At 66.5% G+C, this 22,812-nt stretch carries 22 protein-coding genes and 1 pseudogene; 11 read left to right on the top strand and 12 right to left on the bottom strand.

All coding sequences use genetic code 11. From position 1 onward, the window contains the following. The 4 genes from B2X67_RS00165 to B2X67_RS00150 all read right to left on the bottom strand — a co-directional run. The coding region (locus B2X67_RS00165) for a DUF4350 domain-containing protein (RefSeq protein WP_286784241.1) at positions 1-872 on the bottom strand (872 nt) is incomplete at its 3' end. Beyond that, a complete protein-coding gene (locus B2X67_RS00160; RefSeq protein WP_286784240.1) occupies positions 869-2,452 on the bottom strand; it encodes a DUF4129 domain-containing protein in 1,584 nt (527 codons plus the stop codon). The genes B2X67_RS00165 and B2X67_RS00160, both read right to left, overlap by 4 nt. Continuing rightward, on the bottom strand, positions 2,439-3,416 hold the full coding sequence (locus B2X67_RS00155) for a stage II sporulation protein M (protein ID WP_286784239.1): 978 nt from the start codon (positions 3,414-3,416) through the stop codon (positions 2,439-2,441). Before B2X67_RS00155 ends, B2X67_RS00160 begins: the two co-directional genes overlap by 14 nt. After that, positions 3,413-4,141 (bottom strand): RDD family protein, encoded by a 729-nt coding sequence (locus B2X67_RS00150; protein ID WP_286784238.1) that lies wholly within the window; start codon positions 4,139-4,141, stop codon positions 3,413-3,415. The genes B2X67_RS00155 and B2X67_RS00150 overlap by 4 nt, the downstream gene beginning before the upstream one ends. A gap of 130 nt (positions 4,142-4,271) precedes the next feature. Here B2X67_RS00150 and sbcB point away from each other — a divergent pair, with 130 nt between their 5' ends. After that, on the top strand, positions 4,272-5,702 hold the full coding sequence (sbcB, locus tag B2X67_RS00145; RefSeq protein WP_286784237.1) for an exodeoxyribonuclease I: 1,431 nt from the start codon (positions 4,272-4,274) through the stop codon (positions 5,700-5,702). A gap of 67 nt (positions 5,703-5,769) precedes the next feature. Here the strand turns inward: sbcB and mvaT are convergent, their stop codons facing one another. Then, a complete protein-coding gene (mvaT, locus tag B2X67_RS00140) occupies positions 5,770-6,153 on the bottom strand; it encodes a histone-like nucleoid-structuring protein MvaT (RefSeq protein ID WP_282343236.1) in 384 nt (127 codons plus the stop codon). A gap of 325 nt (positions 6,154-6,478) precedes the next feature. Here mvaT and purU point away from each other — a divergent pair, with 325 nt between their 5' ends. From purU to B2X67_RS00110, 6 genes are all read left to right on the top strand, one after another. After that, entirely contained in the window at positions 6,479-7,330 is an 852-nt protein-coding gene (gene purU, locus B2X67_RS00135) for a formyltetrahydrofolate deformylase (protein ID WP_090231696.1), read from the top strand. A gap of 13 nt (positions 7,331-7,343) precedes the next feature. After that, positions 7,344-7,541: a hypothetical protein gene (locus B2X67_RS00130; protein WP_282343239.1), complete on the top strand. Its 198-nt coding sequence runs from the start codon at positions 7,344-7,346 to the stop codon at positions 7,539-7,541. Between the two features lie 131 nt (positions 7,542-7,672). Further along, a complete protein-coding gene (locus B2X67_RS00125; protein ID WP_286784236.1) occupies positions 7,673-8,146 on the top strand; it encodes a MarR family transcriptional regulator in 474 nt (157 codons plus the stop codon). 1 nt (position 8,147) lies between these two features. Beyond that, positions 8,148-9,611: an efflux transporter outer membrane subunit gene (locus B2X67_RS00120; RefSeq protein WP_286784235.1), complete on the top strand. Its 1,464-nt coding sequence runs from the start codon at positions 8,148-8,150 to the stop codon at positions 9,609-9,611. 10 nt (positions 9,612-9,621) lie between these two features. Continuing rightward, positions 9,622-10,848 (top strand): HlyD family efflux transporter periplasmic adaptor subunit, encoded by a 1,227-nt coding sequence (locus tag B2X67_RS00115; protein ID WP_286784234.1) that lies wholly within the window; start codon positions 9,622-9,624, stop codon positions 10,846-10,848. 12 nt (positions 10,849-10,860) lie between these two features. Beyond that, positions 10,861-12,384: a DHA2 family efflux MFS transporter permease subunit gene (locus B2X67_RS00110; protein ID WP_090231691.1), complete on the top strand. Its 1,524-nt coding sequence runs from the start codon at positions 10,861-10,863 to the stop codon at positions 12,382-12,384. A gap of 18 nt (positions 12,385-12,402) precedes the next feature. Here B2X67_RS00110 and B2X67_RS20755 read toward each other — a convergent pair whose 3' ends face one another. The 4 genes and pseudogenes from B2X67_RS20755 to B2X67_RS00095 form a co-directional block, all read right to left on the bottom strand. Beyond that, positions 12,403-13,167: a methyl-accepting chemotaxis protein gene (locus B2X67_RS20755; RefSeq protein WP_376747815.1), complete on the bottom strand. Its 765-nt coding sequence runs from the start codon at positions 13,165-13,167 to the stop codon at positions 12,403-12,405. Between the two features lie 93 nt (positions 13,168-13,260). Continuing rightward, positions 13,261-14,148: pseudogene (locus tag B2X67_RS20750) on the bottom strand (HAMP domain-containing protein); the annotation flags it as partial. A gap of 337 nt (positions 14,149-14,485) precedes the next feature. Continuing rightward, positions 14,486-14,695 (bottom strand): hypothetical protein, encoded by a 210-nt coding sequence (locus B2X67_RS00100; protein ID WP_282343249.1) that lies wholly within the window; start codon positions 14,693-14,695, stop codon positions 14,486-14,488. A gap of 201 nt (positions 14,696-14,896) precedes the next feature. Further along, positions 14,897-15,121, bottom strand: coding sequence for a DUF3203 family protein (locus B2X67_RS00095; RefSeq protein WP_090231688.1), 225 nt, complete (start codon positions 15,119-15,121; stop codon positions 14,897-14,899). 225 nt (positions 15,122-15,346) lie between these two features. On the opposite strand from B2X67_RS00095, the gene zapE reads away from it, so the two are divergent. Further along, entirely contained in the window at positions 15,347-16,486 is a 1,140-nt protein-coding gene (gene zapE / locus B2X67_RS00090; RefSeq protein WP_286784232.1) for a cell division protein ZapE, read from the top strand. 54 nt (positions 16,487-16,540) lie between these two features. Here the strand turns inward: zapE and B2X67_RS00085 are convergent, their stop codons facing one another. After that, positions 16,541-17,485: a LysR family transcriptional regulator gene (locus tag B2X67_RS00085; RefSeq protein ID WP_282343253.1), complete on the bottom strand. Its 945-nt coding sequence runs from the start codon at positions 17,483-17,485 to the stop codon at positions 16,541-16,543. A gap of 127 nt (positions 17,486-17,612) precedes the next feature. Here B2X67_RS00085 and B2X67_RS00080 point away from each other — a divergent pair, with 127 nt between their 5' ends. The 3 genes from B2X67_RS00080 to mmsB all read left to right on the top strand — a co-directional run bounded on the left by B2X67_RS00080 (position 17,613) and on the right by mmsB (position 21,517). Then, the gene (locus B2X67_RS00080) at positions 17,613-18,965 is read left to right on the top strand and encodes an MFS transporter (RefSeq protein WP_090231685.1); all 1,353 of its coding nucleotides are present in this window, start codon (positions 17,613-17,615) and stop codon (positions 18,963-18,965) included. Positions 18,966-19,034: 69 nt separating this feature from the next. Continuing rightward, entirely contained in the window at positions 19,035-20,540 is a 1,506-nt protein-coding gene (locus tag B2X67_RS00075; protein WP_286784231.1) for a CoA-acylating methylmalonate-semialdehyde dehydrogenase, read from the top strand. 86 nt (positions 20,541-20,626) lie between these two features. Beyond that, positions 20,627-21,517: a 3-hydroxyisobutyrate dehydrogenase gene (gene mmsB / locus B2X67_RS00070; protein WP_286784230.1), complete on the top strand. Its 891-nt coding sequence runs from the start codon at positions 20,627-20,629 to the stop codon at positions 21,515-21,517. A gap of 27 nt (positions 21,518-21,544) precedes the next feature. On the opposite strand, the gene B2X67_RS00065 is transcribed toward mmsB, so the two are convergent. Together B2X67_RS00065 and B2X67_RS00060 are read right to left on the bottom strand one after the other, a co-directional pair. After that, positions 21,545-22,054 (bottom strand): helix-turn-helix domain-containing protein, encoded by a 510-nt coding sequence (locus B2X67_RS00065; protein WP_286784229.1) that lies wholly within the window; start codon positions 22,052-22,054, stop codon positions 21,545-21,547. A gap of 125 nt (positions 22,055-22,179) precedes the next feature. Further along, complete coding sequence (locus B2X67_RS00060; RefSeq protein WP_273233885.1) at positions 22,180-22,812, bottom strand: response regulator; 633 nt, start codon at positions 22,810-22,812, stop codon at positions 22,180-22,182.

Raw genomic sequence — 22,812 nt, 5'->3', positions numbered from 1 at the left:
GGCGCGGCCCGCGGCTGCAGCGGGCCGCTGCGCTGGCCGACGTGCCAGAGGCCGAGCACCAGCAGCAGGGCGAGGGCGACCAGTGCTTCGGGGAAGTATTCGGCGAGCAGGCTGGCGAGGTTGTCGCGGTCGGCGCGGTAGAGCAGGGTGACGGCGCTGTCCTGGGTCAGATACCAGAGCAGCCAGGCGTTGTCGTAGTCCTCGATGTGCCGGTTCTGCCAGATCCAGGCGTCGGTGACCACGCTGATCAGCCCGTCGCCGTACTGCAGTTGCAGCATGTGCGTGGTCTTGGCGCTGTTGGCCCAGGACTGGGCGCGGTTCTGCGAATCGAACAGGTGGAAATCGGTATCGAAGCCGATGTAGGCCGGCGCCTCTTCGTTCTCCAGGTAGAGCTTGGTCAGTTCCGGATAGGCATCGACTTCCTGTCCGGGCTCCTCGGCCTGCTTCTCCAGATCCTTGCTGCGCAGTTGCTGGATGCCCAGGCGATCCAGCAGCAGGTCGCCACTTTCACCCTTGGCCTCGTCGTACAGGCGCTCGGCGACCACCAGCAGGTGGCCGCCCCTGGCCGCCCATTCCAGCAGCCGTTCGTTCTGCCGCGGCGTGATGCGCTCGCGCTCGCCGAGCAGCAGCAGGGTCTGCCCGACGCTGGGCAGGGTCGCCAGCCGTTCCAGGCCATCGGCGCGCTGAACCTGCAGGCCACGCCCGCGAAGGAAGCGCTCGGCGGCGAGGTAGGGATTGGCGGCGACTTCCGGAGCCGGCCCCTGTTTGACTTCTTCCTGATAGGGCGTGGCCTGCCCGAGCAGGTAGATGGCCAGCAGGCCGAGCACCAGCACGGTCGCCGAGATGAGGTAGAACAGCGGACGCCGTTTCATCTCGACACTCCGTGCCCGAACAGCTGCCGCCAGCCCTGGCACAGCTCGTCGCGGCTGGCGGGTGGCGGGGTCCGGTGGCCGTAGGCGAGGTTCTGCCAATGGCGGGTCAGGCGGTTCGCATAGGCGCTGAGGTCGTCCTGGTAGAGCTCTTCCACCAGTTGCAGCACTTCGCCCTCGGTGTGCGCGCCTTTCAGCGGCAGGCGGAACTCGCCCAGCAGGCGGCTGAGCAGGGCGCGGTAGAGCAGGCCCAGGGCTTCGCGCGGCTGCTCGTCCCACAGGCGTTCCACGCTGCCGGGGATGTCGTCGGGCAGGCTTTCCGGCGTCACCTGCAGGCCGAACAGCACGGCCGGGCGCTCCTGCGCGAGGTCTTGCCGTCGTTCATGCCGCGTGGCGAAGAGCGTCAGCCATTCGCGGTAGCGCCACAGCAGCAGGCCGATCAGCCCGAAGATCGACGCCCACAGCAGCACCTCGAAGAGCAGCGCGATGCCGTCGATGCGCTTCCAGAATTCCGCGAGGTGGAACAGGCCCCTGAGCAACTGCGCCAATGACTCGACGTCGCCTCCGTCGACCTCCTTCTGCGGGTCGTCGCCAAAGCGCCAACGGGTGACGGTCTGGCGGTTCTCGAAGGGCGGCGCATCGAGCAACTGGCCGATCGCCTCGCGGCTGGCCTTGCTGGTCAGCGTCTGTTGCTGCAGGCGATCGGCGTCCGGCCCCAGCGGGTCGGCCTCCGGCAGCGGGCAGATGGCCGCGGATGCGTCTTGCGCCCAGCTGCGTTCCATCGGCTGCACCAGCAGCAGGCCGAGGCCGATCAGCAGCGCGTAGGCGACCCCGCCGAGCCGCTGGCGAATACGGCGGAATATCAGTTCGATGTCCCAGGCTTCCAGCGCCGTGCGACGGTTCAGGTAAAGGCTGAAGCCGCAGGCGACGTACACCGGCTCCCAGACGATCAGCGCCAATGCGTAGAGCAGGTTGGACAGGTGATCGAGCCACAGCCAGCTCCCGGCGTCGGGAGAGATCAGCTTCTGCCAGTCGAGGTCGATGCTCATCTGTTGCGGCAGCAACATATAAAGGGCGGTGACCAGGCCGAGCCAGAGGGCCATTTCCAGGTGGACGCCGACGATGGTCAGCCAGCTCGCCGCGCCGGTATCGCGCTGGCCGAGGACCACCAGGCGCTGATTGCGCGCGGCACCGGAAAGCCCTTCGAGTTGCAGGACCGGCAGGTCGAAGCTGCGCGTCGGGCTCAGCCGGCGCCAGGTCAGGCTGGCGATCAGTTGCGGCCTGAGCAGGCGCGGGAAGGCTCGCAGCGCCTGGCCGAGGCTTGGCGTATCGCCGAACAGCGCGCGAGAGAGGATGTACAGGGGCAGGCGTTCGTAGGCCGGCTTGAGCAGCCAGAAGGCGAACATCGCCCAGCTCGGATACTCCCACAGCAGCAGCGTGAGCAGCGCCAGCACCGGCAGGGTGATCAGCGCCCAGCTGGCCATCAGCAGGCCGGCGTGGCGGCGCGCCAGCAGCACGCCGAGGTCCAGCGCCTCCCAGGCACTGCGCGGACGGATCGCCACACTGGCGTCAGTCAGGCGCATGGCGGCGTCCAACCAGCAGGAAGTAGGCGAGCACCAGCGCCCAGAGCGCGGCGCCGACCGCGTACTTGACGGTCGGTGTGGTGTAGGTCATCGACGACCAGTAGGCCTCGATGAACGCCGCGATCAGCAGGAACAGGATCACCCCGCCGATCAGTTGCACGCTGGTGCGGGCGGCCTGGCGCAGCGCCTCGCCGCGGGTCAGCCGACCCGGCGCCAGCAGCGCCCAGCCGAGTTTGAGCCCGGCCGCGCCGGAGAATGCGATGGCGGTCAGCTCGAAGGCGCCATGGCCGATGACGAACGACCAGAAGGTATGGATATAGCCGATCTCGGTCAGGTGCCCGGCCACCGCGCCGATGGTCAAGCCGTTGAAGAGCAGGAAGAACAGGCTGCCGAGGCCGAACAGCAGGCCGCTGGCGAACGTCTGAAAGGCGATGCCGATGTTGTTCATGATGTAGAACCCGAACATCGCCCAGTCGTCGCTGGAGCCTCGCTCGCCGAAGCGCCCCAGGCGATGCGCGTCCGGGTCGTACATCGACTCCATGTTCTGCACCTGGTCCGGGTCCATCAGGCTATAGATCAGCTCGGGATAGCAGTAGGTCAGCAGGCCCATGCCGATCAGGCTGCCGAAGAACAGCCCGAAGGCCAGCGCCACGCTGCGCCATTCGGCACGCACCAGGCGCGGGAATCCGCCGAACAGAAAACCCAGCAGGCGGGCGCCTAGCTGGCTGCGGTGGCGATAGAACTGCCGGTGCCCGCGCATCGCCAGCTGTTGCAGTTGCTCGATCAGGTGCGGGCTGTAGCCGCGCGCCTGGGCCAGGGCGAGCTGCTGGCAGAGCTGCCGGTAGGCGGCGGCGAAACCCCGGCAGTCCTCGCGCGTGGCCTTGCCGCGTTCGAGCGCGTCGAGCCCGGCGGCAAAGCGCTGCCATTCGGCCTGGTAGTGGCTTTCGAACAGACTCTGCTTCATGCCGAACCCAGCAGGCCGTGGGCAATGCCGTTGATCCGCGCCTCGGCCTCTTGCGGTGACACGCCAAGCGGTTCGGCGAGGATCGCCGCCAGCTCGGCACGTCGGGCCGCGGACAGGCCGCCCTGGCGTTCGGCGAACTCCAGCAGCGCGCGCTGTTCTTCCAGGCTCATCGCGAAGGGCGCACGCAGCGGTTCGGCCGCGGCAAGCGGCGGGCGTTCGGCGGGGCGTTCGCGGTAGATCACCAGGGTGCCGGCGGCGATGTCGCCTAGGCGTTTGAAGCCCCGGCTGTTCAGGCAGCTGAGGATGCCGAGGGTGTAACCGAACGGCAGGATATCGGCGAAGCGCAACAGGTTGCGGGTCAGCGAGGCGCCCCAGCCGACCGGAGTGCCATCGTCGTGGACGACGCGCAGACCGATGATCTGCTTGCCTGGCGTACGGCCCTGATTGAACACCTCGAACAGCACCATGTACCACCAGGTGACGAGGAACATCAGGATCGCCCCGAGGCCCATGCCGAACTGGCCGAGGGTGAACAGCGGGACGAACATCACGCCGAGGATCAGCCCGCGGACGGCGAGATCGATGGCGAAGGCCAGGGCGCGCGGCACCAGACCGGCGGGGCGCAGGATGAGGTCGATGCCTTCGGGCGTCTCGATGCGCAGCCGGGTATCCAATGGCGCGGTACGCGGGGCCGGAAGGGCTTGGCTGACGGCGGTCGAGGGCATCGCTGAACCAGGGGCGGAGAGGCTGGCGCATGCTAGCGACCCGGCGTGGTGCCCGGCAAGCGCAACGCACCGGCGAGGCTCTGCCGCGGCGATGCTAGACTCGCGACGCAATCCCCACAAGGAAGACTCCGTGAGCTCCAGCATCTTCTGGTACGACTACGAAACCACTGGCATCGACACGCGCCGGGACCGCCCGCTGCAGGTGGCCGGGATCCGCACCGACGAAGCGCTGGTGGAGATCGACCAGCCGCTGAATCTGTACTGCCGTCCCAGCGAAGACATCTTGCCGCACCCCGCGGCGTGCCTGATTACTGGAATCACGCCTTCGGTGCTGCGGGAAAAGGGCCTGGGCGAAGCCGAATTCATCACCCTTCTGCACCGCGAGCTCTCGCTTCCCGGCACCTGCGTCGCCGGCTACAACAGCCTGCGCTTCGACGACGAGGTGACGCGCAACGGGCTTTACCGCAATTTCTTCGACCCCTATGCCCGCGAGTGGCAGGGTGGAAACAGCCGCTGGGACCTGATCGATCTGGTGCGTACCGCCTACGCGTTGCGCCCCGAAGGCATCCAATGGCCGCGCGAGGGCGGCCGGGTGACGCTCAAGCTTGAACGGCTCACCGCCGCCAACGGCATCGACCATGGCCAGGCCCATGACGCGCTGGCCGACGTGCGCGCGACCATCGCCCTGGCCCGGTTGATCCGCGAGCGCCAGCCGAAGCTCTACGACTTCCTCTACCAGTTGCGCAGCAAGCAGCGCGTGCACGAACAGATCCAGCCGTTGCAGCCGCTGGTGCATGTCTCCGGGCGCTTCGCCGCGGAGCGCGGCTTCCTGGCTGTCGTTCTGCCGCTGGCCTGGCATCCGAAGAATCGCAACGCGCTGATCGTCTGCGACCTGCAGGCCGACCACCTGCCGTTGCTCGAGCTCGACGGCGAGGCTCTGCGCCAGCGCCTCTATCGGCGGCGGGACCAATTGGGCGAGGGCGAGTCACCGGTGCCGCTCAAGCTGGTGCACGTCAACAAGTGCCCGGTGCTGGCGCCGCTCAAGGTCTTGCGCGACAGCGATCGCGAGCGCCTCGGCGTGGACCTCGAGGGCTGCCTGGCGCGCGCCGCGCTGCTGCGCGAGGCGCAGGCGCTGTGGCGTGACAAACTGCCGCTGGTCTACGCCGAGGAGTCGTTCCCGCCCTGCGACGACCCCGAACAGATGCTCTATGACGGTTTCATCGGCGATCGCGACCGCCAGCTCTGCGAACGCGTGCGCCGCGCCGATCCACAAATGCTGGCTCGGGAAACCTGGCCGTTCGACGACCCGCGGCTGCCTGAATTGTTGTTCCGATATCGCGCGCGCAACTTCGTTGAAACCTTGTCCGGCGAAGAACGACAGCGCTGGGCGGAGTTCTGTCGAGCGAGGCTCAGTGCGCCCGAGTTCGGCGCCCCCAATACACTGCCGGCGTTCGACCAGGCATTGCGCGAGTTGCAGGCAAGCGCCCGCCCGGAACAACAGGCGTTGTTGCGTGAGTGGCAGGATTATGCGCTGGCCCTGCGTCTGCGCTGGGGCGTGTGAACGGCGCTGCGAAAAAAGCGGACAAATAAAAACGCCGGCAATCGCCGGCGTTTTTATTGGCGTTCAATCAACCGAGAAAACTCGACCAGCCTTCGACTACATCCGAACCCCACTTGGCTTTCCACTCTTTCAGCGTCTTGTGGTTGCCACCTTTGGTTTCGATGACTTCACCGGTGTTCGGGTTCTTGTACTGCTTGACCTTGCGCGCGCGCTTGGTGGCGCCGGTGCCGGTCGCCTTGCTGGCGCGCGGTGCCTTGGACTGGCGGGCGTCCGGGTCGAGCAGGGCAACGATGTCGCGCAGCGACTTGGAGTATTCGCCCATGAGTGCGCGCAGTTTGCCTTCGAACTCCAACTCCTTCTGCAGTTTGTCGTCTTGCGACAGATTCTTCAGGCGCTCCTGAAGTTCTTTGATGGCTTCTTCCGTGGCGCGGTACTCATTGATCAGCGACATTGGCTTACCTTAAATAGTCCGAGGGTTGATAGTGGCCTAATAATAGTCATCGCTGTTTGCCAAGTAAACATCTAATGGATGGGCAAGGGTTATTTTTTAATTAACCGGGTTTTATTGGGTGGCGATTGATTAAAGGCCAGTGCCAATGGCCATGAAGTTGGTCACGGCAACAGCCGCAGGAGGCGTCGGCTTTCTTCGTCGGGACAATTAAGCGGCGCCCGCCGGCCTGCCGTTAGCCGGGCGAGGGCAGGCGCCTGGCGACAGTTACTGAAAGTTTCCACGGGTGTGGCTAGAATGGCCGCCTTTGTGAATCTGGAGTAAAGAAATGCGCACTTTTCGGCTGGTCATCGCCTGTCCGGATGGCGTCGGTATTGTCGCCAAAGTCAGTAACTTTCTGGCCACCTACAACGGCTGGATCAGCGAGGCGAGCCACCACTCGGACCACCAGAGCGGCTGGTTCTTCATGCGCCACGAAATCCGCGCCGAGTCGCTGCCGTTCGATCTGGAGGAGTTTCGCCAGGCCTTCGCACCGATCGCCAAGCAGTTCTCGATGGTCTGGCGGATCAGCGATTCGGCGCAGAAGAAGCGCGTCGTGCTGATGGCGAGCCGCGAATCGCATTGCCTGGCCGACCTGCTGCACCGCTGGCACAGCGGCGACCTGGATTGCGAAATCCCCTGCGTGATCTCCAACCACCAGGACCTGCGCAGCATGGTGGAGTGGCACGGCATTCCGTTCTTCCACGTGCCAGTCGATCCGCAGGACAAGCAGCCGGCGTTCGCCGAGGTCTCGCGTCTGGTCGAGGAGCACCAGGCCGACACCGTGGTGCTGGCGCGCTACATGCAGATCCTGCCGCCGGACCTGTGCCGACGTTTCGCCCATCAGGTGATCAACATTCACCATAGCTTCCTGCCCTCGTTCGTCGGCGCCAAGCCGTACCACCAGGCGTCGCTGCGTGGCGTGAAGCTGATCGGCGCGACCTGCCACTACGTCACCGAGGAGCTGGACGCCGGGCCGATCATCGAGCAGGACGTGGCGCGCATCTCGCACCGCAACAGCATCGAAGACCTGGTGCGCCTGGGCAAGGACGTCGAGCGCCGGGTACTCGCCCGCGGGCTGCGCTTCCACCTGGAAGACCGCGTGCTGGTCCACGACAACAAGACCGTCGTGTTCGACTGAGCCGGAGTTGCCCGTGAGCGACCCCCTCGACCGTGCCACCTCGAAAGCGCCGCCCACCGTCGGCGAGGGCTGCGTGCGGCGCTACGATCCGGAGGCGCTGGGCAGCGAGGATGGCACCGAGTTTCCCGACGCCCAGGCGTTGTGGGAGCGGCTCAGGGGCGGGGAGGGCGAGGGGCCTCCGCCCGGCAAGACTGACGACGAAGGCGCCTGAGGCGCCTTTTTCTTTGCCCGCAGTGCGGGCAACTTGTTCGATTACGGCGAAAGACTGTTGCAGGATTTGTCATGGTCTAATAGCTGCCTAGGCAGTATTGTTCTTTGCGTATAGCTGACTAGGCAGAGAACATGCAGCACTACGATCGCGACAATTTTCCCCTGCGCTACTCCATCGGCCACCTCCTCGCGCTGGTCAACCAGCAGAAGGACCGCCTGCTCGACAAGTACCTGGCTCCCCACGACGTCACGGCGGCGCAATTCAAGGTCCTGCTCTTGCAACAGAAGGACGCTGCACTGGATACGCCGGCAGCCCTGTGTCGGGCGCTGTCGCTGGACAGTGGTGCGATGACGCGGATGCTCGACCGGCTGGAGAACAAGGGCCTGCTGACGCGGGTGCGTTGCGACGCCGATCGGCGCCAGGTGCGTCTTCTGCTGACCGAGCAGGGCAAGGCCTTCAGCCAGCAGATCATGTCCATCGCCGCCGATGCGCTGAACGAGCTGACGCAGCCCCTGACCCGCGAGGAGTTCAAGGAGCTGGATCGGTTGCTGCGCAAGGTGCTGACACCCACCGGCCTGTTGCCGGATGACTTGGGAGCGCACTGAGATGAACGTACGCCTTTCCCTTTGCGCCCTGTGCGTGGCCCTGGCGCTGGCCGGCTGCGCCTCGTCACGCGGGTTGCAGCCCCAGGGTGCGCTGCTCGATGCCACCACGTTGAGTAGCGAGGCTACCCTTGCCAGCGAGCGCTTGACGCCGGCCGCCTGGCCGCGTTCCGATTGGTGGAACAGCCTTGGCGATGGGCGCCTCGATGCGTTGATTCGCGAAGCGCTGGCCTCCAGCCCCGACCTCCAGGTAGCCGACGCGCGTACGCGCCAGGCCAGCGCCGCCGCGCTCGCCGCCGATGCGGACCGTCAGCCGAATGTCGACCTCAACGCCGCCGTCAGCCGTTCGCGCGAGTCGCGCATCGATGATCCCAGTGGCCAGGGCGAACGCTACGGCACGCTGCGCAGCCTGTCGGCGGATGCCAGCTACAGCTTCGATCTCTGGGGTGGCGAGCGCGCCGCCTGGGAAGCGGCGCTGGGGCGCGCGCGGGCCAGCGAAGTCGATGGCCAGGCCGCGCGGCTGACGCTCGCCGCCAACGTGGCGCGCGGCTACAACGACCTCGGCCTGGCGTTCCGCACCCAGGACATCGCCGAGCAGGACCTCAAACGCACCCGCGACATGCTCGAGCTGTCGCAGCGCCGATACGCCGCCGGGATCGACAGCGAATACCAGTTGCAGCAGACGCAGAGCCTGGAAGCCGCGGCCGATGCGACGCTGACCGCCGCGCGCCAGCAGGTGCGCAGTGCGCAGATCCGCCTGGCGGTGCTGCTGGGCAAGGGCCCGGACCGCGGTGCCGAGCTGCCGCGTCCGCAACTGATCGCACCGACCGCGGTGAGCCTGCCGGCGCAGTTGCCAGCGGAGCTGATCGGCCGGCGCCCGGACCTGGTCGCCGCGCGCTGGCGCGTCGAGGCGGCGTCGCGGGACATCGACGCCAGCAGGACGCGCTTCTACCCGAACCTGAACCTGACGGCGTCCGCCGGTATCAAGTCGGTGCTCGGCGACGCCCTGTTCGGTGGGCCGAGCCGCTTCTTCGAGGTCGGACCGGCGCTGTCGCTGCCGATCTTCGACGGCGGCCGTCGGCGCGCCGACCTGGCCGGCCGCGATGCCGACTACGACCTCGCCGTGGCGCAGTACAACCAGACGCTGCTCGCGGCGCTCGGCGATATCGGCGACGGCATCACCCATCTGCGCTCGCTGGACCAGCAGATCCTCCAGCAGCAGCGCGCCCGCGACATCGCCCGCAGCTCCTTCGACATCGCCATGCAGCGCTACGGCGACGGCATCGGCAACTACCTCGACGCGCTGAGTGTCGAGCAGCAACTGCTGCAGGCCGAGCGCCAGCTCGTCAGCCTGAACGCCCAGCGCGTCGATAGCGCGGTGCTGCTGATGCAGGCGCTGGGCGGCGGTTTCCAGATTTCCGGCTCGCCCGCGACTCCGCTCGCCGCAGCCTCCACCTCTTCACGCTGAGTAGACGACCATGGCCGATTCCACGCCCAACACCGTCGAGCGCGCCGAGAACGCCGGCGCCGAACAGAACGACAATAAATCCTCCGGCAAGCGCAGGACGCTGCTCATCGGCCTGGCGCTGCTGGTGATCCTCGCCGTGCTCGGGGTTTACCTCTATCACCTGTTCTACGGGCGGTTCCACGAGAGTACCGACGACGCCTACGTCAACGGCAACCTGGTGCAGATCACCCCGCAGATCACCGGCACGGTGGTCAGCATCGGCGCCGACGATGGCGACTACGTCGAGCAGGGCCAGGTGCTGGTGCGTTTCGATCCGAGCGACAGCGAGGTCGCGCTGCAGAGCGCCGAAGCCAACCTGGCGAAGACCGTGCGTCAGGTGCGCGGGCTGTACAGCAACGTGGACTCCTACAGGGCCCAGGTCGCCTCGCGCAAGACCGACGTGGAGCGCGCGCGCAGCGACTTCCAGCGTCGCCAGAAGCTGGCTCAGGGCGGCGCGATTTCCCAGGAAGAGCTGTCCCACGCCCGCGACACCCTGACCTCGGCGCAGAGCGCGCTGACCTCCGCGCAGCAGCAGCTGGATACCAACGCCGCGTTGGTCGACGAGACCGACATCGCGTCGCACCCGGACGTCAAGGCGGCGGCGGCGCAGATGCGCCAAGCCTACCTCGATGAGGTGCGCAGCAGCCTGGTGGCGCCGGTCAGCGGCTACGTCGCGCAGCGTTCGGTGCAGGTCGGCAGCCGCGTGCAGCCGGGTACTCCGCTGATGGCGGTGGTGCCGCTGGAGCAGATCTGGATCGACGCCAACTTCAAGGAAACCCAGCTGCGCGACATGCGCATCGGCCAGCCGGTGGAAGTGGAGGCCGACCTCTACGGTAGCGATGTGCGCTACCGCGGCACCGTGGAAAGCCTCGGCGTCGGCACCGGCACCGCGTTCTCTCTGCTGCCGGCGCAGAACGCCAGCGGCAACTGGATCAAGATCGTCCAGCGCCTGCCGGTACGCATCCGCCTGGAGCCGGACAACCTGAAGAAGCATCCGCTGCGGATCGGCCTGTCCACCGATGTAAACGTCGACCTGCACGACCAGGACGGCGAGTTGCTGGCGCAGAAGCCGCTCGAGCAGCCGCGTTTCTCCACCGACGTGTACGAGCGACAACTGGCCGAGGCCGACGCGCTGATCGAGCAGATCATCCAGCGCAACGCGCCGGGCACCCGCGCCGGTGGCGTGGCCGGGCGCTGACGGGAGGCTGCCATGAGCGATAACGCCTTCCGCCCGGCGAGCATGCTGCTGGCGACCATCGGGATTTCCCTGGCGACCTTCATGCAGGTGCTCGACACCACCATCGCCAACGTCGCGTTGCCGACCATCGCTGGCAACCTCGGGGTGAGTTCGGAGCAGGGCACCTGGGTGATCACCTCGTTCGCCGTGTGCAACGCCATCGCCCTGCCGTTGACCGGCTGGATGGCGCGGCGCTTCGGCGAGGTGAAGCTGTTCCTCGCCGCGGTGATGCTGTTCGTGATCACCTCGTTCCTCTGCGGCATCGCCCGCTCGATGCCCGAGCTGGTGCTGTTCCGCGCCTTGCAGGGGTTCGTCGCCGGGCCGCTGTATCCGATGGCGCAGACGCTGCTGCTGGCGATCTTTCCCACCGCCAAGCGCGGCATGGCGCTGGCGCTGCTGGCGATGGTGACCGTGGTGGCGCCGATTATCGGACCGATCGCGGGCGGCTGGATCACCGACAACTACAGCTGGCCCTGGATCTTCTTCATCAACGTGCCGATCGGCGTGTTCGCCTGCCTGGTGGTCTGGAGCCAGTTGGGCAAACGGCCGGAGAAGATCGTTCATCAGCCTATCGACTACGTCGGCCTGAGCCTGCTGGTGATCGGCGTCGGCCTGCTGCAGGTGGTGCTCGACAAGGGCAACGACCTGGACTGGTTCGAGTCGACCTTCATCCAGGTCGGCGGCGCGGTGGCGGTGGTGGCACTGATCGCCCTGGTGATCTGGGAACTCACCGACAAGCACCCGATCGTCAACCTGAGCCTGTTCCGCTACCGCAATTTCTCCTTCGGCACGCTGGCGCTGGTGCTCGGCTATTCCGGGTTCTTCGGCATCAACCTGCTGCTGCCGCAGTGGCTGCAGACGCAGCTTGGCTACACGCCGGTATGGGCGGGCCTGGCCGCGGCGCCGATCGGCCTGCTGCCGGTGTTCCTCTCGCCGCTGGTGGGGCGTTTCGCGCACAAGGTCGACATGCGCCTGCTGTCCGGCGGTTCGTTCCTGGTGATCGGGGCATCCTGCTTCATGCGCGCCACCTTCAACACCGAGGTGGATTACCGCCACATCGCCGAGGTGCAGGTGTTCATGGGGCTGGGCATCGCGCTGTTCTTCATGCCCACCACCAGCATCCTGCTCTCCAGCCTGCCACCCAAGGACATCGCCGACGGCTCCGGTCTGGCGACCTTCCTGCGCGTGCTTGGCGGCAGCTTCGCCTCGTCGCTGACTACCTGGATCTGGCAGCGGCGCGCCGACCTGCACCACGCGCAGCTGGCCGAGCACGTGACCGCCTACGACCCGGCGACGCAGCAGTATCTGCAGCAGTTGGGAGGGGCATCGACCGCGCACTACGCGCAGATCGACAAGATCGTCGAGAGCCAGGCCTACATGCTCTCGACGGTGGAGTATTTCACCCTGCTCGGGTGGATGTTCTTCGGCCTGATCCTGATTATCTGGCTGGCCAAACCGCCGTTCACCGCCAAGGCCGCGGGCGGCGGAGGCCACTGAGCCCGGCGGCGCCGCAGGTCAGATGCGGAAGCTGTCCACCAGGTACTTGAGGCGGGTCACCTGGCCTTCCAGGTCGCCACAGGCGCGCAGGGTGGCCTGGAGGTTTTCCACGCCTTCCTGGTTGAGCAGGTTGATCTCGTTGATATCCACGTTCAGCGACTCGATCACCGTGGTCTGTTCCTCGGTGGCGGCGGCGACCGACTGATTCATGCCATCGATCTCGCCGATCCGCTGGGTCACGCTGCCCAGGCGCTCGCCGGCCTGGTTGGCGACCTCCACGCTCTGCTCGCTGTGGCGCTGGCTCTCGGTCATGGTGCTGACCGAGGTGCGCGCGCCGACCTGCAGTTCCTCGATCATCTGCTGCACCTGCGCCGCCGATTCCTGGGTGCGATGGGCGAGGTTGCGCACCTCGTCGGCGACCACCGCGAAGCCACGTCCGGCTTCCCCGGCGCGCGCGGCTTCGATGGCGGCGTTGAGCGCCAGCAGGTTGGTCTGCTCGGAAATGCCGCGGATCACCTCGAGAATCTGCCCGATGTTGGCGGTTTTGCCGTTGAGTTCCTCGATGGTGTCGCAGGACGAACGAATCTTTCCGGACAGGTCGGTCATCGCGCCGATGGTCTTCTGCACCACCTGGCGACCCTCTTCGGCGAGATTGCGGACATCGGAAGCCTGGTGCGAGGCGTCGGCGGCATTGCGCGCGATTTCCTGCGCGGTGGCGCCGAGTTCGTTGATCGCGGCCGCCACGCTGTGGGTCCGGTTGGCCTGCTCGTCGGAGTTGCTCATCGACGAATTGGAGGCGCTGACCACCAGTTGGGCGACTTCATGCACCTGGGCAGTGGCCGAGGACACCTCGCGGATCGAGGCGTGGACCCGTCCGACGAAGCGGTTGAAGGCGTCCGCCAGGTCGCCGAACTCGTCGTGCGAGTGGATTTCCAGGCGCTTGGTCAGATCGCCCTGGCCTTCGGCGATGTCCTCCATCGCACGGCCCATCAGGCGCACCGGCTGCATCAGCACGCGGATCAGCATGCCGAGCAGCAGCAGGATCAGCACCACCGCCACGATCGTGGCGACGATCGCCGAGGTACGGAATTCCTGCAGCATGGAGAACGCCTTCGCCTTGTCGATGGACAGGCCGACGTACCAGTTCACCGAGGGCAGCCCCTTGACCTGGGCGAAGGTGACGATGCGCGTGCCCTCGGCGCCTTCGACTTCGCTGAACCCGGGGCCGATGTTCAGCTTGCTGGCGGGAAAGGCTTCGTTCAGCGATTTCATCACCAGGTTCTTGTCCGGATGAACCAGCATCTTGCCGTCGGCGCTGACCAGAAAGGCGTAACCCATGCCCTCGAAGTCCAGCGAGTTGATGATCTTCACCAGGGTCTGCAGCCCCAGGTCGCCGCCGACCACGCCGAGGGTCTGGCCGTCCCGGGACGCGGGGGTTGCGATGGTGATGATCAGCTCGTTGCTGGCGGCGTCGATGTAGGGTTCGGTGAGCGTGGTGCCGCCGGCGGCGAGCGCATCCTTGTACCAGGGGCGGGTGCGCGGGTCGTAGCCGTCGGGCATCGGATCGTCCGGGCGCATGGTGAAGGCGCCGTCGCGAGTGCCCAGGTAGGTGAAGTTGAAGCTGGAGCTCAGCGCCTTTTGCTCCAGCAGGTTGGCTATCGCGTCCGCTGAATCGTTGTTGGCCACCGATTGCGCCGCGCTTTCCACCAGCAGAAGGCGCCCGGACAGCCAGTTCTGGATGTTGCTGGCGGTCACCTCGCCCATTTCCCCCAGATAGTTCTCCAGGTCCTCGCGAATCGCGTTGCGCTGCAGGTAATCGTTGTAGAGGGTGAACAGCGAGAAGGCGACCACCACCACCAGCGAGGCGGCGAGCAGAATCTTGTGGCTGAACTTCAGGTTCGAAGGCATGGCGGAATCCGGTTTGACGTGCACGGGTAGTCGGCCAAACACCTGGCCTGTGCAGCCTATCGGTCAGCGCCAAGATAGCTTGAGTGCATACGACGAAATGTCGCGAATGGTGAAAAGTTCGATGATGGATACGCAGCGGCCGCACTTTTTTGGGGCGACCGCTGCGTTCATTTGATCAGGAAAGTGGAAATACTCAGACGCCTTGGGTATCGGCTTTTTCCAGTTCCTTTTCCATCTTTTGCAGTTCCTGCTGGAAAGCTTGGTCCAGCACACTGGCTTTCTTGCGCCAAGGCTTACGCTCGGGTTCCGGTTGAGCAGCGTAGGTTTTGACTTCTCCGCCGTTAATATCCATATAGCGTTGCGCCTGGCGCTCTAGTTCTGCGCGCAGTTCGTCTTTATTCACGATTGATCCTGTTGATCGAACATGGAGGACGCTGGGCGAGGCGGTGGGGCCGCTGCGCTGCGTCGGGTTTTTTATCGTTCTTGATACTTGTCGCCGCGTTGGGCGCGGCGATTATATCCATCGCCGCGAATACATCCATACGCGGATTAATGCGGCGTACTGAAAAGACTGTATTTACGCAGAAAGATTCAATGACGCGACTCAGTCGTCTTTCAATAGATTGAAACGCGCGTCTTCGGCGCCTGCACCTATCAGGTGCTCGGCATCCGGTTCACTGATGAGCTGGCGGCGTCCGGCTATTTCAAGTACCGACATGCGCGTCGCCTCGTCGGTAGTCACGCGTACCTGGTCCAGGGGACTTTCGTATTTGCGGTCGTCGACGAAAACGGCGCAGGTGGAATTGTGGGTATTGATCTCGATCGTCATGGCAGTTCTCCGGGATAACGTAATCACGCGGTTACCCAGTTGTGACCTCGAACTTGCGTGGATACTCCCGGGCGCGGCCAGGCAGTGTTTCTTCGGTGTTAGTTGCCCTTCGTTGCAACAGCGAACGCGTCGTACGGCACATTGCCGGGCGGGGCCAGCGACGCGACTTCAAAGCCGCGCCGCGATGGCCCATCATTCGCGCGGTCTTCCCTCGGTAGTTCACTCATGAGTTCGCTTTCTCCCCTGGCGGCGTATCGCCTCGCGGTCGAGCAGGGTTTCCAGTCGGACCCGGCGCAATGGCACGCCGTGCAGATCCTCGAGCGCTGCCAGCAGGCCATCCATGCCGGTGGCGGCGCTTCGCCCGGCAGCGGCGTGTACCTGTGGGGCCCGGTCGGGAGGGGCAAGACCTGGCTGATGGATCGCTTCCACGAGAGCCTTCAGGTGCCGGCCCGGCGCCAGCACTTCCACCACTTCATGCGCTGGGTGCACCAGCGGCTGTTCCAACTGGTCGGCACCGCCGATCCGCTGCAGGCACTGGCCACGGAGCTGGGGCGCGAGGTGAGGGTGCTGTGTTTCGACGAGCTGTTCGTCACTGATATCGGTGACGCGATCATCCTCGGGCGGCTGTTCGAGGTGATGTTCGAGCAGGGCGTGGTGCTGGTCGCCACCTCCAACCAGCCGCCCGAGCAGCTCTATGCGGACGGCTTCAACCGCCAGCGTTTCCTGCCGGCGATCGCCGCGATCAACCGCTGCATGCAGGTGGTCAACCTCGACGGCGGCGAGGATCACCGCTTGCATCCGGGTGCCGGCTTGCAGCGTTACTGGCTGGCCCAGGCCGGGCAGCCAAGTGCCCTGGAGGCGGTTTTCCGGCAGTTGGCGGGAGACGATGCCGGCTCCTGCGAACCGGTGAGCCTGGCGCACCGCCCGATCGCCGTGGTGCGGCGCAGCGCACGGGTGCTCTGGAGCCGTTTCGACGACCTGTGCAAGGGGCCGCTGGCGGCCTACGACTTCATCGTGCTCTGCGACCAGTTCGATGCAGTGCTGCTGAGCGGCGTGCCGAACATGAGCGCGCGCCAGGGCGAGGGCAAGATCGCCCGTGGCACCGAGGACGCGGCCGAGCAGGTGGCTGCCGGCGACCGCGAGCTGCCCAGGCTGTCGAAGCACGACGACGGCGCGCGGCGCTTCATCGCCCTGGTCGACGAGTGCTATGACCGCCAGGTGCCGCTCTACATCGAGGCCGAGGTGACGATGGATGCGCTGTACACCGAGGGCTACCTGGCCTTTCCGTTCCGCCGCACCCTGAGCCGGCTGAAGGAAATGCAGCTGCAGCGCTTCGGTCGCACGGCTGCGCCCGCGCCCGGCTGACCCGATGGCGACGAGGGCCGCCGGGTGCGCCATGCGCACCCGGCTCAGCCGAACCTAGAGAAAGCTCATCGCCCGCGATTCGCCGAGCAGGAAGCCGCGATTGGCCTCGGTGCAGGCGCGCAGGTATTCGCTGACCTGGGTGATGCGCTTGAGCCGGCGCAAGTCCTCGCGGTAGTAGATCCAGAACTGCCGGGTGACCTCCACCTGCTGCGGCAGCAGTTCCACCAGCCGCGGGTCCGGCCCGGCGAGGAAACACGGCAGGATCGCCAGCGCGCGGCCCTGCAGCGCCGAGAGGTACTGGGCGACCACGCTGGTGCTGCGCAGCTGGCTGCTGGCGTTAGGCACCACGCGCTCCAGATAGAGCAGCTCCGGGCTGAAGGCGAGGTCGTCGACGTAGGTGATGAAGCTGTGCCCGGCGAGGTCCTCCACCGAGCCGATCGGCGGATGCTGCGCCAGGTACTCGGCGGTGGCGTAGAGGCGCAGGTTGTAGTCGCACAGCTTGGAGCAGACATAAGGCCCGCGCTCCGGGCGTTCCAGGGTGATGGCGATGTCCGCCTCGCGGCGCGACAGGCTGATGAAGTGCGGCACCGGCAGCAGGTCGATGGAGATGTTCGGGTAGACGTCCTGGAAATGGCTCAGCTGCGGCGCCACGAAGAAGCTGCCGAAACCCTCGGTGGAGCCGATCCGCACATGCCCGGACAGTGCCAGGCTGGCCCCGGAAACCTGCTCGCAGGCGGCCTGCAGGGTGCTTTCCAGCGACTCCGCGTAGCCCAGCAGGTGCAGGCCCTCGGGGGTCAGCACGAAGCCGGCCGAGCGCGACTTCTCGAACAGCAGCGCGCCCAGCGCCTTCTCCAGCGCGCGGATGCGCCGCGACACCGTCGTGTAGTCCACGTTGAGGCGCCTGGCGGCGTTGCTGGCGGTGCGTGTGCGCGCCACTTCGAGGAAGAACTTGAGGTCGTCCCAGTTCATCTGACTGGCGAGCATGAGATTTTTTTGCATATCCAACCGGTGCTTTTGTTCTGACTTATCGGAAGTTTGCACACCTATACTCGAAGCCGGTCGCTGCTACCAGCCGCTTCCGTGACCTTGCAAAGCCCTAACGACAAAAACAATAGAGCAGGCAACCATGAACGAATCGCTATCGACAGGTGGCCGATCCGGCCGCAAGCATTACCGCATCGCCGGTCTCGCCAGCATGGCGGGTACCACCATCGAGTGGTACGACTTCTTCCTCTACGGCACCGCCGCGGCGCTGGTCTTCAACAAACTCTTCTTCCCCGCCCTCGACCCCATCACCGGTGTGCTGGCCGCGTTCGCCACCTACGCCGTGGGCTTCATCGGCCGGCCGCTGGGCGGCATCATCTTCGGCCACTTCGGTGACCGCATCGGGCGCAAGTCGATGCTGATGATGACGCTGATGATGATGGGCATCCCGACCATCGCCATCGGCCTGATTCCCACCTACGAACAGATCGGCTACTGGGCCGCGGTGATCCTTGTGCTGATGCGCTTCCTGCAGGGAATGGCGGTCGGCGGCGAGTGGGGCGGCGCCGTGCTTATGGCGGTGGAACACGCGCCCGAAGGCAAAAAGGGCTTCTACGGCAGCCTGCCGCAGACCGGCGTCGGTGCCGGCCTGGTGCTGTCCTCGCTGGCCATGGGCGCGGTGGCGACCCTGCCCGAGGAGCAGATGATGAGCTGGGGCTGGCGCCTGCCGTTCCTCGCCAGCGTGGTGTTGCTCGGCGTTGGCTGGCTGATCCGCGTGAAGGTCGCCGAGTCGCCGGACTTCGAGAAGCTCAAGGAGCAGAAGCGCGAAGTCCGCGTGCCGCTGTTCGAGGTGGTGCGCAAGTACCCGCGCGCGACCCTGACCATCATCGGCGCGCGCATGGCGGAGAACGCCTGGTTCTACATGGCGGTGACCTTCGCCCTGGCCTACGCGGCCAACCAGCTGAAGATTCCCCGCGCCGAGGTGCTGCACGCGATCACCGCGGGCGCGGCGATTTCCCTGCTCACCATGCCGTTCTGCGGCTGGCTGTCGGACAAGGTCGGCCAGAAGCGCCTGTACTTCGCCGGCCTGCTGCTGCTCTGCGCGTTCGTCTATCCGTTCTTCAGCATGCTCGGCACCCGCGAGCCGCTGCTGGTCTGGTGGGCGATGGTGCTGGCGGTGGGCGTGGTCTTCCCGATCCTCTACGCGCCCGAATCGCTGCTCTTCGCCCGGCAGTTCCCGGCCGAAATCCGCTACAGCGGCATCTCCCTCGCGGTGCAGGTGGCCGGCGTTCTAGGCGGCGGCTTCGCCCCGATGATCGCCACCTCGCTGCTCGGCGCGGCCGACGGCAGCCCGCGCTACGTGGTCGCCTACCTGATCGGCATGGGCGTGGTGGCGCTGTTCTGCACGGCGCTGATGCAGGGCGACCGGGCCGCCATCGACAACATGAAACCGGCGCAGTCGCGCCGCGCATCGCCGGCGCTGGATACGCCCTGAGCGGCCGACGCCTCCTTCCTGCGCGGTGAGCCGCGCAGGTTTCGCACAACGACAGTCAGGACATCGACCATGAGCACCAGCATTCCCAACGTCAAACTCCTCATCGGCGGCGAGCTCGTCGAGTCGCGCACCACGCAATGGCGCGACGTGATCAACCCGGCGACCCAGGAAGTCCTGGCGCGGGTGCCGTTCGCCACGCCCGAGGAAATCGAGGCCGCGGTGAGCAGCGCCAAGCAGGCCTTCAAGACCTGGCGCAAGACGCCGATCGGCGCCCGCTCGCGGGTCTTCCTCAAGTACCAGCAACTGATCCGCGAAAACATGAAGGAACTCGCGGCGATCCTCACCGCCGAACAGGGCAAGACCCTGGCCGACGCCGAGGGCGATGTGTTCCGCGGCCTGGAGGTGGTCGAGCACGCCGCCGGGATCGGCAACCTGCAACTGGGCGAACTGGCCAACAACGTCGCCGGCGGGGTGGACACCTATACGCTGATGCAGCCGCTGGGCGTCTGCGCCGGGATCACCCCGTTCAACTTCCCGGCGATGATCCCGCTGTGGATGTTCCCGATGGCCATCGCCACCGGCAACACCTTCGTCCTCAAGCCCTCGGAGCAGGACCCGATGGTGACCATGCGCCTCGCCGAGCTGGCGTTGCAGGCCGGCGTGCCGGCCGGCGTGCTCAACGTCATCCACGGCGGCGTCGATGCGGTGAACGCGATCTGCGACCACCCGGACATCAAGGCGGTGTCGTTCGTCGGTTCCACCAAGGTCGGCACCCACGTCTACAACCGTGCCAGCCAGGCCGGCAAGCGCGTGCAGTGCATGATGGGGGCGAAGAACCACGCCATCGTCATGCCCGACGCGCACAAGGAGCAGACCCTCAACAACCTCGCCGGCGCCGCGTTCGGCGCGGCCGGGCAGCGCTGCATGGCGCTGTCGGTGGCGATCCTGGTGGGCGAGGCGCAGCAATGGCTGCCGGAGATGGTCGCCAAGGCGCAGACGCTGAAGGTCAGCGCCGGCGTGGAGCCGGGCACCGACGTCGGCCCGCTGGTCTCCTGCGCGGCGCTGGATCGCGTCAGCAGCCTGATCGAGCGCGGCGTTGCCGAAGGCGCCCAGCTCGCCCTGGACGGCCGCAACCCGTCCGTCAGCGGTTATGCCGACGGCAACTTCGTCGGCCCGACGATCTTCTCCGGCGTCACTCCGCAGATGAGCATCTACAAGGAAGAAATCTTCGGCCCGGTGCTCTGCGTGATGCACGCGGCGACCCTGGACGAAGCCATCGAGATGATCAACGCCAACCCCAACGGCAACGGCACCGCCATCTTCACCCGCTCCGGCGCGGCGGCGCGGCACTTCCAGGAAGAGATCGACGTCGGCCAGGTGGGCATCAACGTGCCGATCCCGGTGCCGGTGCCGATGTTCTCCTTCACCGGCTCGCGCGCCTCCAAACTCGGCGACCTCGGCCCCTACGGCAAGCAGGTCGTGCAGTTCTACACGCAGACCAAGACGGTCACCCAGCGCTGGTTCGACGAAAGTGACGTGGGCGGCGCGGTGAACACCACCATCACGCTGAAATAACCTTCGACGTCCTCTCCTACGGGAGAGGGCCGGGCGAGCGCGCCTGTCCGGCGCGCTCGCACACGCACACTCAAGAGGCATCCACCATGAACATCGGTTTTCTCGGTCTCGGCAACATGGGCGGGCCCATGGCGCGCAACCTGCTCAAGGCCGGTCACGCGCTCAGCGTCTTCGACCTCTCCGCCACCGCGGTGGCGGCGGCGGTCGAGGCGGGCGCGACGGCCGTGGCATCGCCCGCCGAACTGGCGCAGCGCAACGTCGAAGTGATCATCACCATGCTGCCGGCGTCGCCCCACGTGAAGGCGGTCTACCTCGGCGAAGACGGGCTGCTGGCCCACGTCCGCCCCGGCGTGCTGCTGATCGACTGCTCCACCATCGACCCGATCAGCGCGCGGGAGGTGGCCAAGGCCGCCATCGAACACGGCAACCCGATGCTCGATGCGCCGGTGTCCGGCGGCACCGGCGGCGCCGAGGCCGGCACCCTGACCTTCATGGTCGGCGGCAGTGCCGGGGATTTCGCCCTGGCGCAGCCGCTCCTGGCGGCGATGGGCAAGAACATCGTGCATTGCGGCGACAGCGGCAACGGCCAGGTGGCGAAGGTGGCCAACAACATGCTGCTGGGCATCTCGATGATCGGCGTGGCCGAGGCGATGAGCCTGGGCGTGGCGCTGGGCATGGACGCCAAGGTGCTGGCCGGGGTCATCAACACCTCCAGCGGGCGTTGCTGGAGTTCGGACACCTACAACCCGTTCCCCGGCGTGCTGGAGAACGCCCCGGCCTCGCGCGGCTACAGCGGCGGTTTCGGCAGCGACCTGATGCTCAAGGACCTTGGCCTGGCCACCGAAGCGGCGCGCGCGGTACGCCAGCCGGTGCTGCTCGGCGCCCTGGCGCAGCAGCTCTACCAGGGCTTCAGCCTGCAAGGCCACGGCGGCCTGGACTTCTCGGCGATCATCGAGCTGTACCGCAAGCCGGAGTGACGACGGGCGCGAAGCGGCCCGCGGGCTTCAGCCGCAGCGATGCAGCCGGCGCCAGGCCTGCGGCGTGATACCGGTCTCGCGGAGGAAGGTGCGGCTGAAGTGCGACTGGTCGCAGAAGCCGTGCACGTGGGCTATGCGGGTCAGCGATTCGTCGGTGGCGAGCATCATTTCCCGCGCCGCCTCGATGCGCCGGCGGGCCACGTAGAGCAGCGGCGGGCTGCCGAAGGCCTGTTTAAAGGCACGGGTGAAATGGCTGACGCTGAGCGTGAGCAGCGCGGCCAGCTCGCGGGTGCGGATGGCGCAATCCAGGTGCTCGTCGATGTAGCTGGAGAGCCGCCTGACCTGCCAGCCGGCGAGGCCGCCACGGCTGTCGCCGCTGTCGAAATCGGCATCGCGACGCAGCAGTGCGATGGCGCGGGTCAGGCTGCGGCAGGCGGCTTCGCGGTCGCTGTGCAGCGCCAGACCGGCGTCGTCGAGCAGGCCGAGCACCGTGGCGATGGGGCCGCCGGGGAAGGGCAGGATGGCGTTCCTGGGCATCGGCGTGCTCCGCTGGCTATGAACGGCGCTCGAAGGGGCGCCTCTGCCAGGGATGATGCGGGGGTGAGCGCGGTGCTAACAGACCACGACGAGGCGCTCGCTGACGACACGAAAGTGGGGGCCGATCAGAGCTCGATGATGCCGCGCTGGATACCGATGGTGACCGCGTGGGTGCGGTTGTTGGCGCTCAGCTTGTCCATGATGCTGCGCAGATGGCCCTTGATGGTGTCCTCGGAAATCCCCAGCTCGTTGGCGATCTGCTTGTTCGCCGCGCCTTGCGCCACCCGTTGCAGCACTTGCAGTTCGCGCGGGCTGAGGGCCTCCTGGCCGAGGGATTCCGCCAGCTCGGCGGCGATCTCCGCGGGAAAGTGCCGGCGCCCGGCGGCCAGCGCGCGGATCGCCTCCACCAGTTCCTTGCGCAGCGTGCTTTTCAGCAGATAGCCCTGGGCCCCGGCCTTGATCGCGTGCAGCGCGCGCACGTCGCCCCGGTAGGTGGTGAGGATGGCGATGCGCGCATCGGGGAACTCCGCGCGGATCGCCCGGATCGCCTCGATACCGTTCATTTCCGGCATCTGCAGGTCCATCAGGGTCACGTCCGGGCGCTGCGCGCGGAAGCGTTCCAGGGCTTCGCTGCCATCGCCGGCTTCGCCGACCAGGTGGATGTCGGGCTGCTGGTCGAGTACCGCGGCGATACCCTCGCGCAGCAGCGGATGGTCGTCGACGACCAGCACGCGAATGTCTCCGGTGACCGCAGTCAT

Origin of the sequence: Pseudomonas sp. UBA3153, from assembly GCF_002364635.1 — a bacterium.
Classification (GTDB): domain Bacteria; phylum Pseudomonadota; class Gammaproteobacteria; order Pseudomonadales; family Pseudomonadaceae; genus Pseudomonas_O; species Pseudomonas_O kuykendallii.
The sequence above is the reverse complement of the archived record's forward strand: the minus strand, read 5'-3'. Positions and strand labels throughout refer to the sequence as shown.

Coding starts and splice junctions, on each gene's coding strand:
- B2X67_RS00110 (WP_090231691.1), top strand. CDS start 10,861: ATGAGCGATAACGCCTTCCGCCCGGCGAGCATGCTGCTGGCGACCATC.
- B2X67_RS00155 (WP_286784239.1), bottom strand. CDS start 3,416: ATGAAGCAGAGTCTGTTCGAAAGCCACTACCAGGCCGAATGGCAGCGC.
- B2X67_RS20755 (WP_376747815.1), bottom strand. CDS start 13,167: ATGAGCAACTCCGACGAGCAGGCCAACCGGACCCACAGCGTGGCGGCC.
- mmsB (WP_286784230.1), top strand. CDS start 20,627: ATGAACATCGGTTTTCTCGGTCTCGGCAACATGGGCGGGCCCATGGCG.
- B2X67_RS00160 (WP_286784240.1), bottom strand. CDS start 2,452: ATGCGCCTGACTGACGCCAGTGTGGCGATCCGTCCGCGCAGTGCCTGG.
- B2X67_RS00080 (WP_090231685.1), top strand. CDS start 17,613: ATGAACGAATCGCTATCGACAGGTGGCCGATCCGGCCGCAAGCATTAC.
- B2X67_RS00125 (WP_286784236.1), top strand. CDS start 7,673: ATGCAGCACTACGATCGCGACAATTTTCCCCTGCGCTACTCCATCGGC.
- zapE (WP_286784232.1), top strand. CDS start 15,347: ATGAGTTCGCTTTCTCCCCTGGCGGCGTATCGCCTCGCGGTCGAGCAG.
- B2X67_RS00115 (WP_286784234.1), top strand. CDS start 9,622: ATGGCCGATTCCACGCCCAACACCGTCGAGCGCGCCGAGAACGCCGGC.
- purU (WP_090231696.1), top strand. CDS start 6,479: ATGCGCACTTTTCGGCTGGTCATCGCCTGTCCGGATGGCGTCGGTATT.
- B2X67_RS00060 (WP_273233885.1), bottom strand. CDS start 22,812: ATGACTGCGGTCACCGGAGACATTCGCGTGCTGGTCGTCGACGACCAT.
- B2X67_RS00075 (WP_286784231.1), top strand. CDS start 19,035: ATGAGCACCAGCATTCCCAACGTCAAACTCCTCATCGGCGGCGAGCTC.
- B2X67_RS00065 (WP_286784229.1), bottom strand. CDS start 22,054: ATGCCCAGGAACGCCATCCTGCCCTTCCCCGGCGGCCCCATCGCCACG.
- B2X67_RS00085 (WP_282343253.1), bottom strand. CDS start 17,485: ATGCAAAAAAATCTCATGCTCGCCAGTCAGATGAACTGGGACGACCTC.
- mvaT (WP_282343236.1), bottom strand. CDS start 6,153: ATGTCGCTGATCAATGAGTACCGCGCCACGGAAGAAGCCATCAAAGAA.
- B2X67_RS00120 (WP_286784235.1), top strand. CDS start 8,148: ATGAACGTACGCCTTTCCCTTTGCGCCCTGTGCGTGGCCCTGGCGCTG.
- B2X67_RS00150 (WP_286784238.1), bottom strand. CDS start 4,141: ATGCCCTCGACCGCCGTCAGCCAAGCCCTTCCGGCCCCGCGTACCGCG.
- B2X67_RS00095 (WP_090231688.1), bottom strand. CDS start 15,121: ATGACGATCGAGATCAATACCCACAATTCCACCTGCGCCGTTTTCGTC.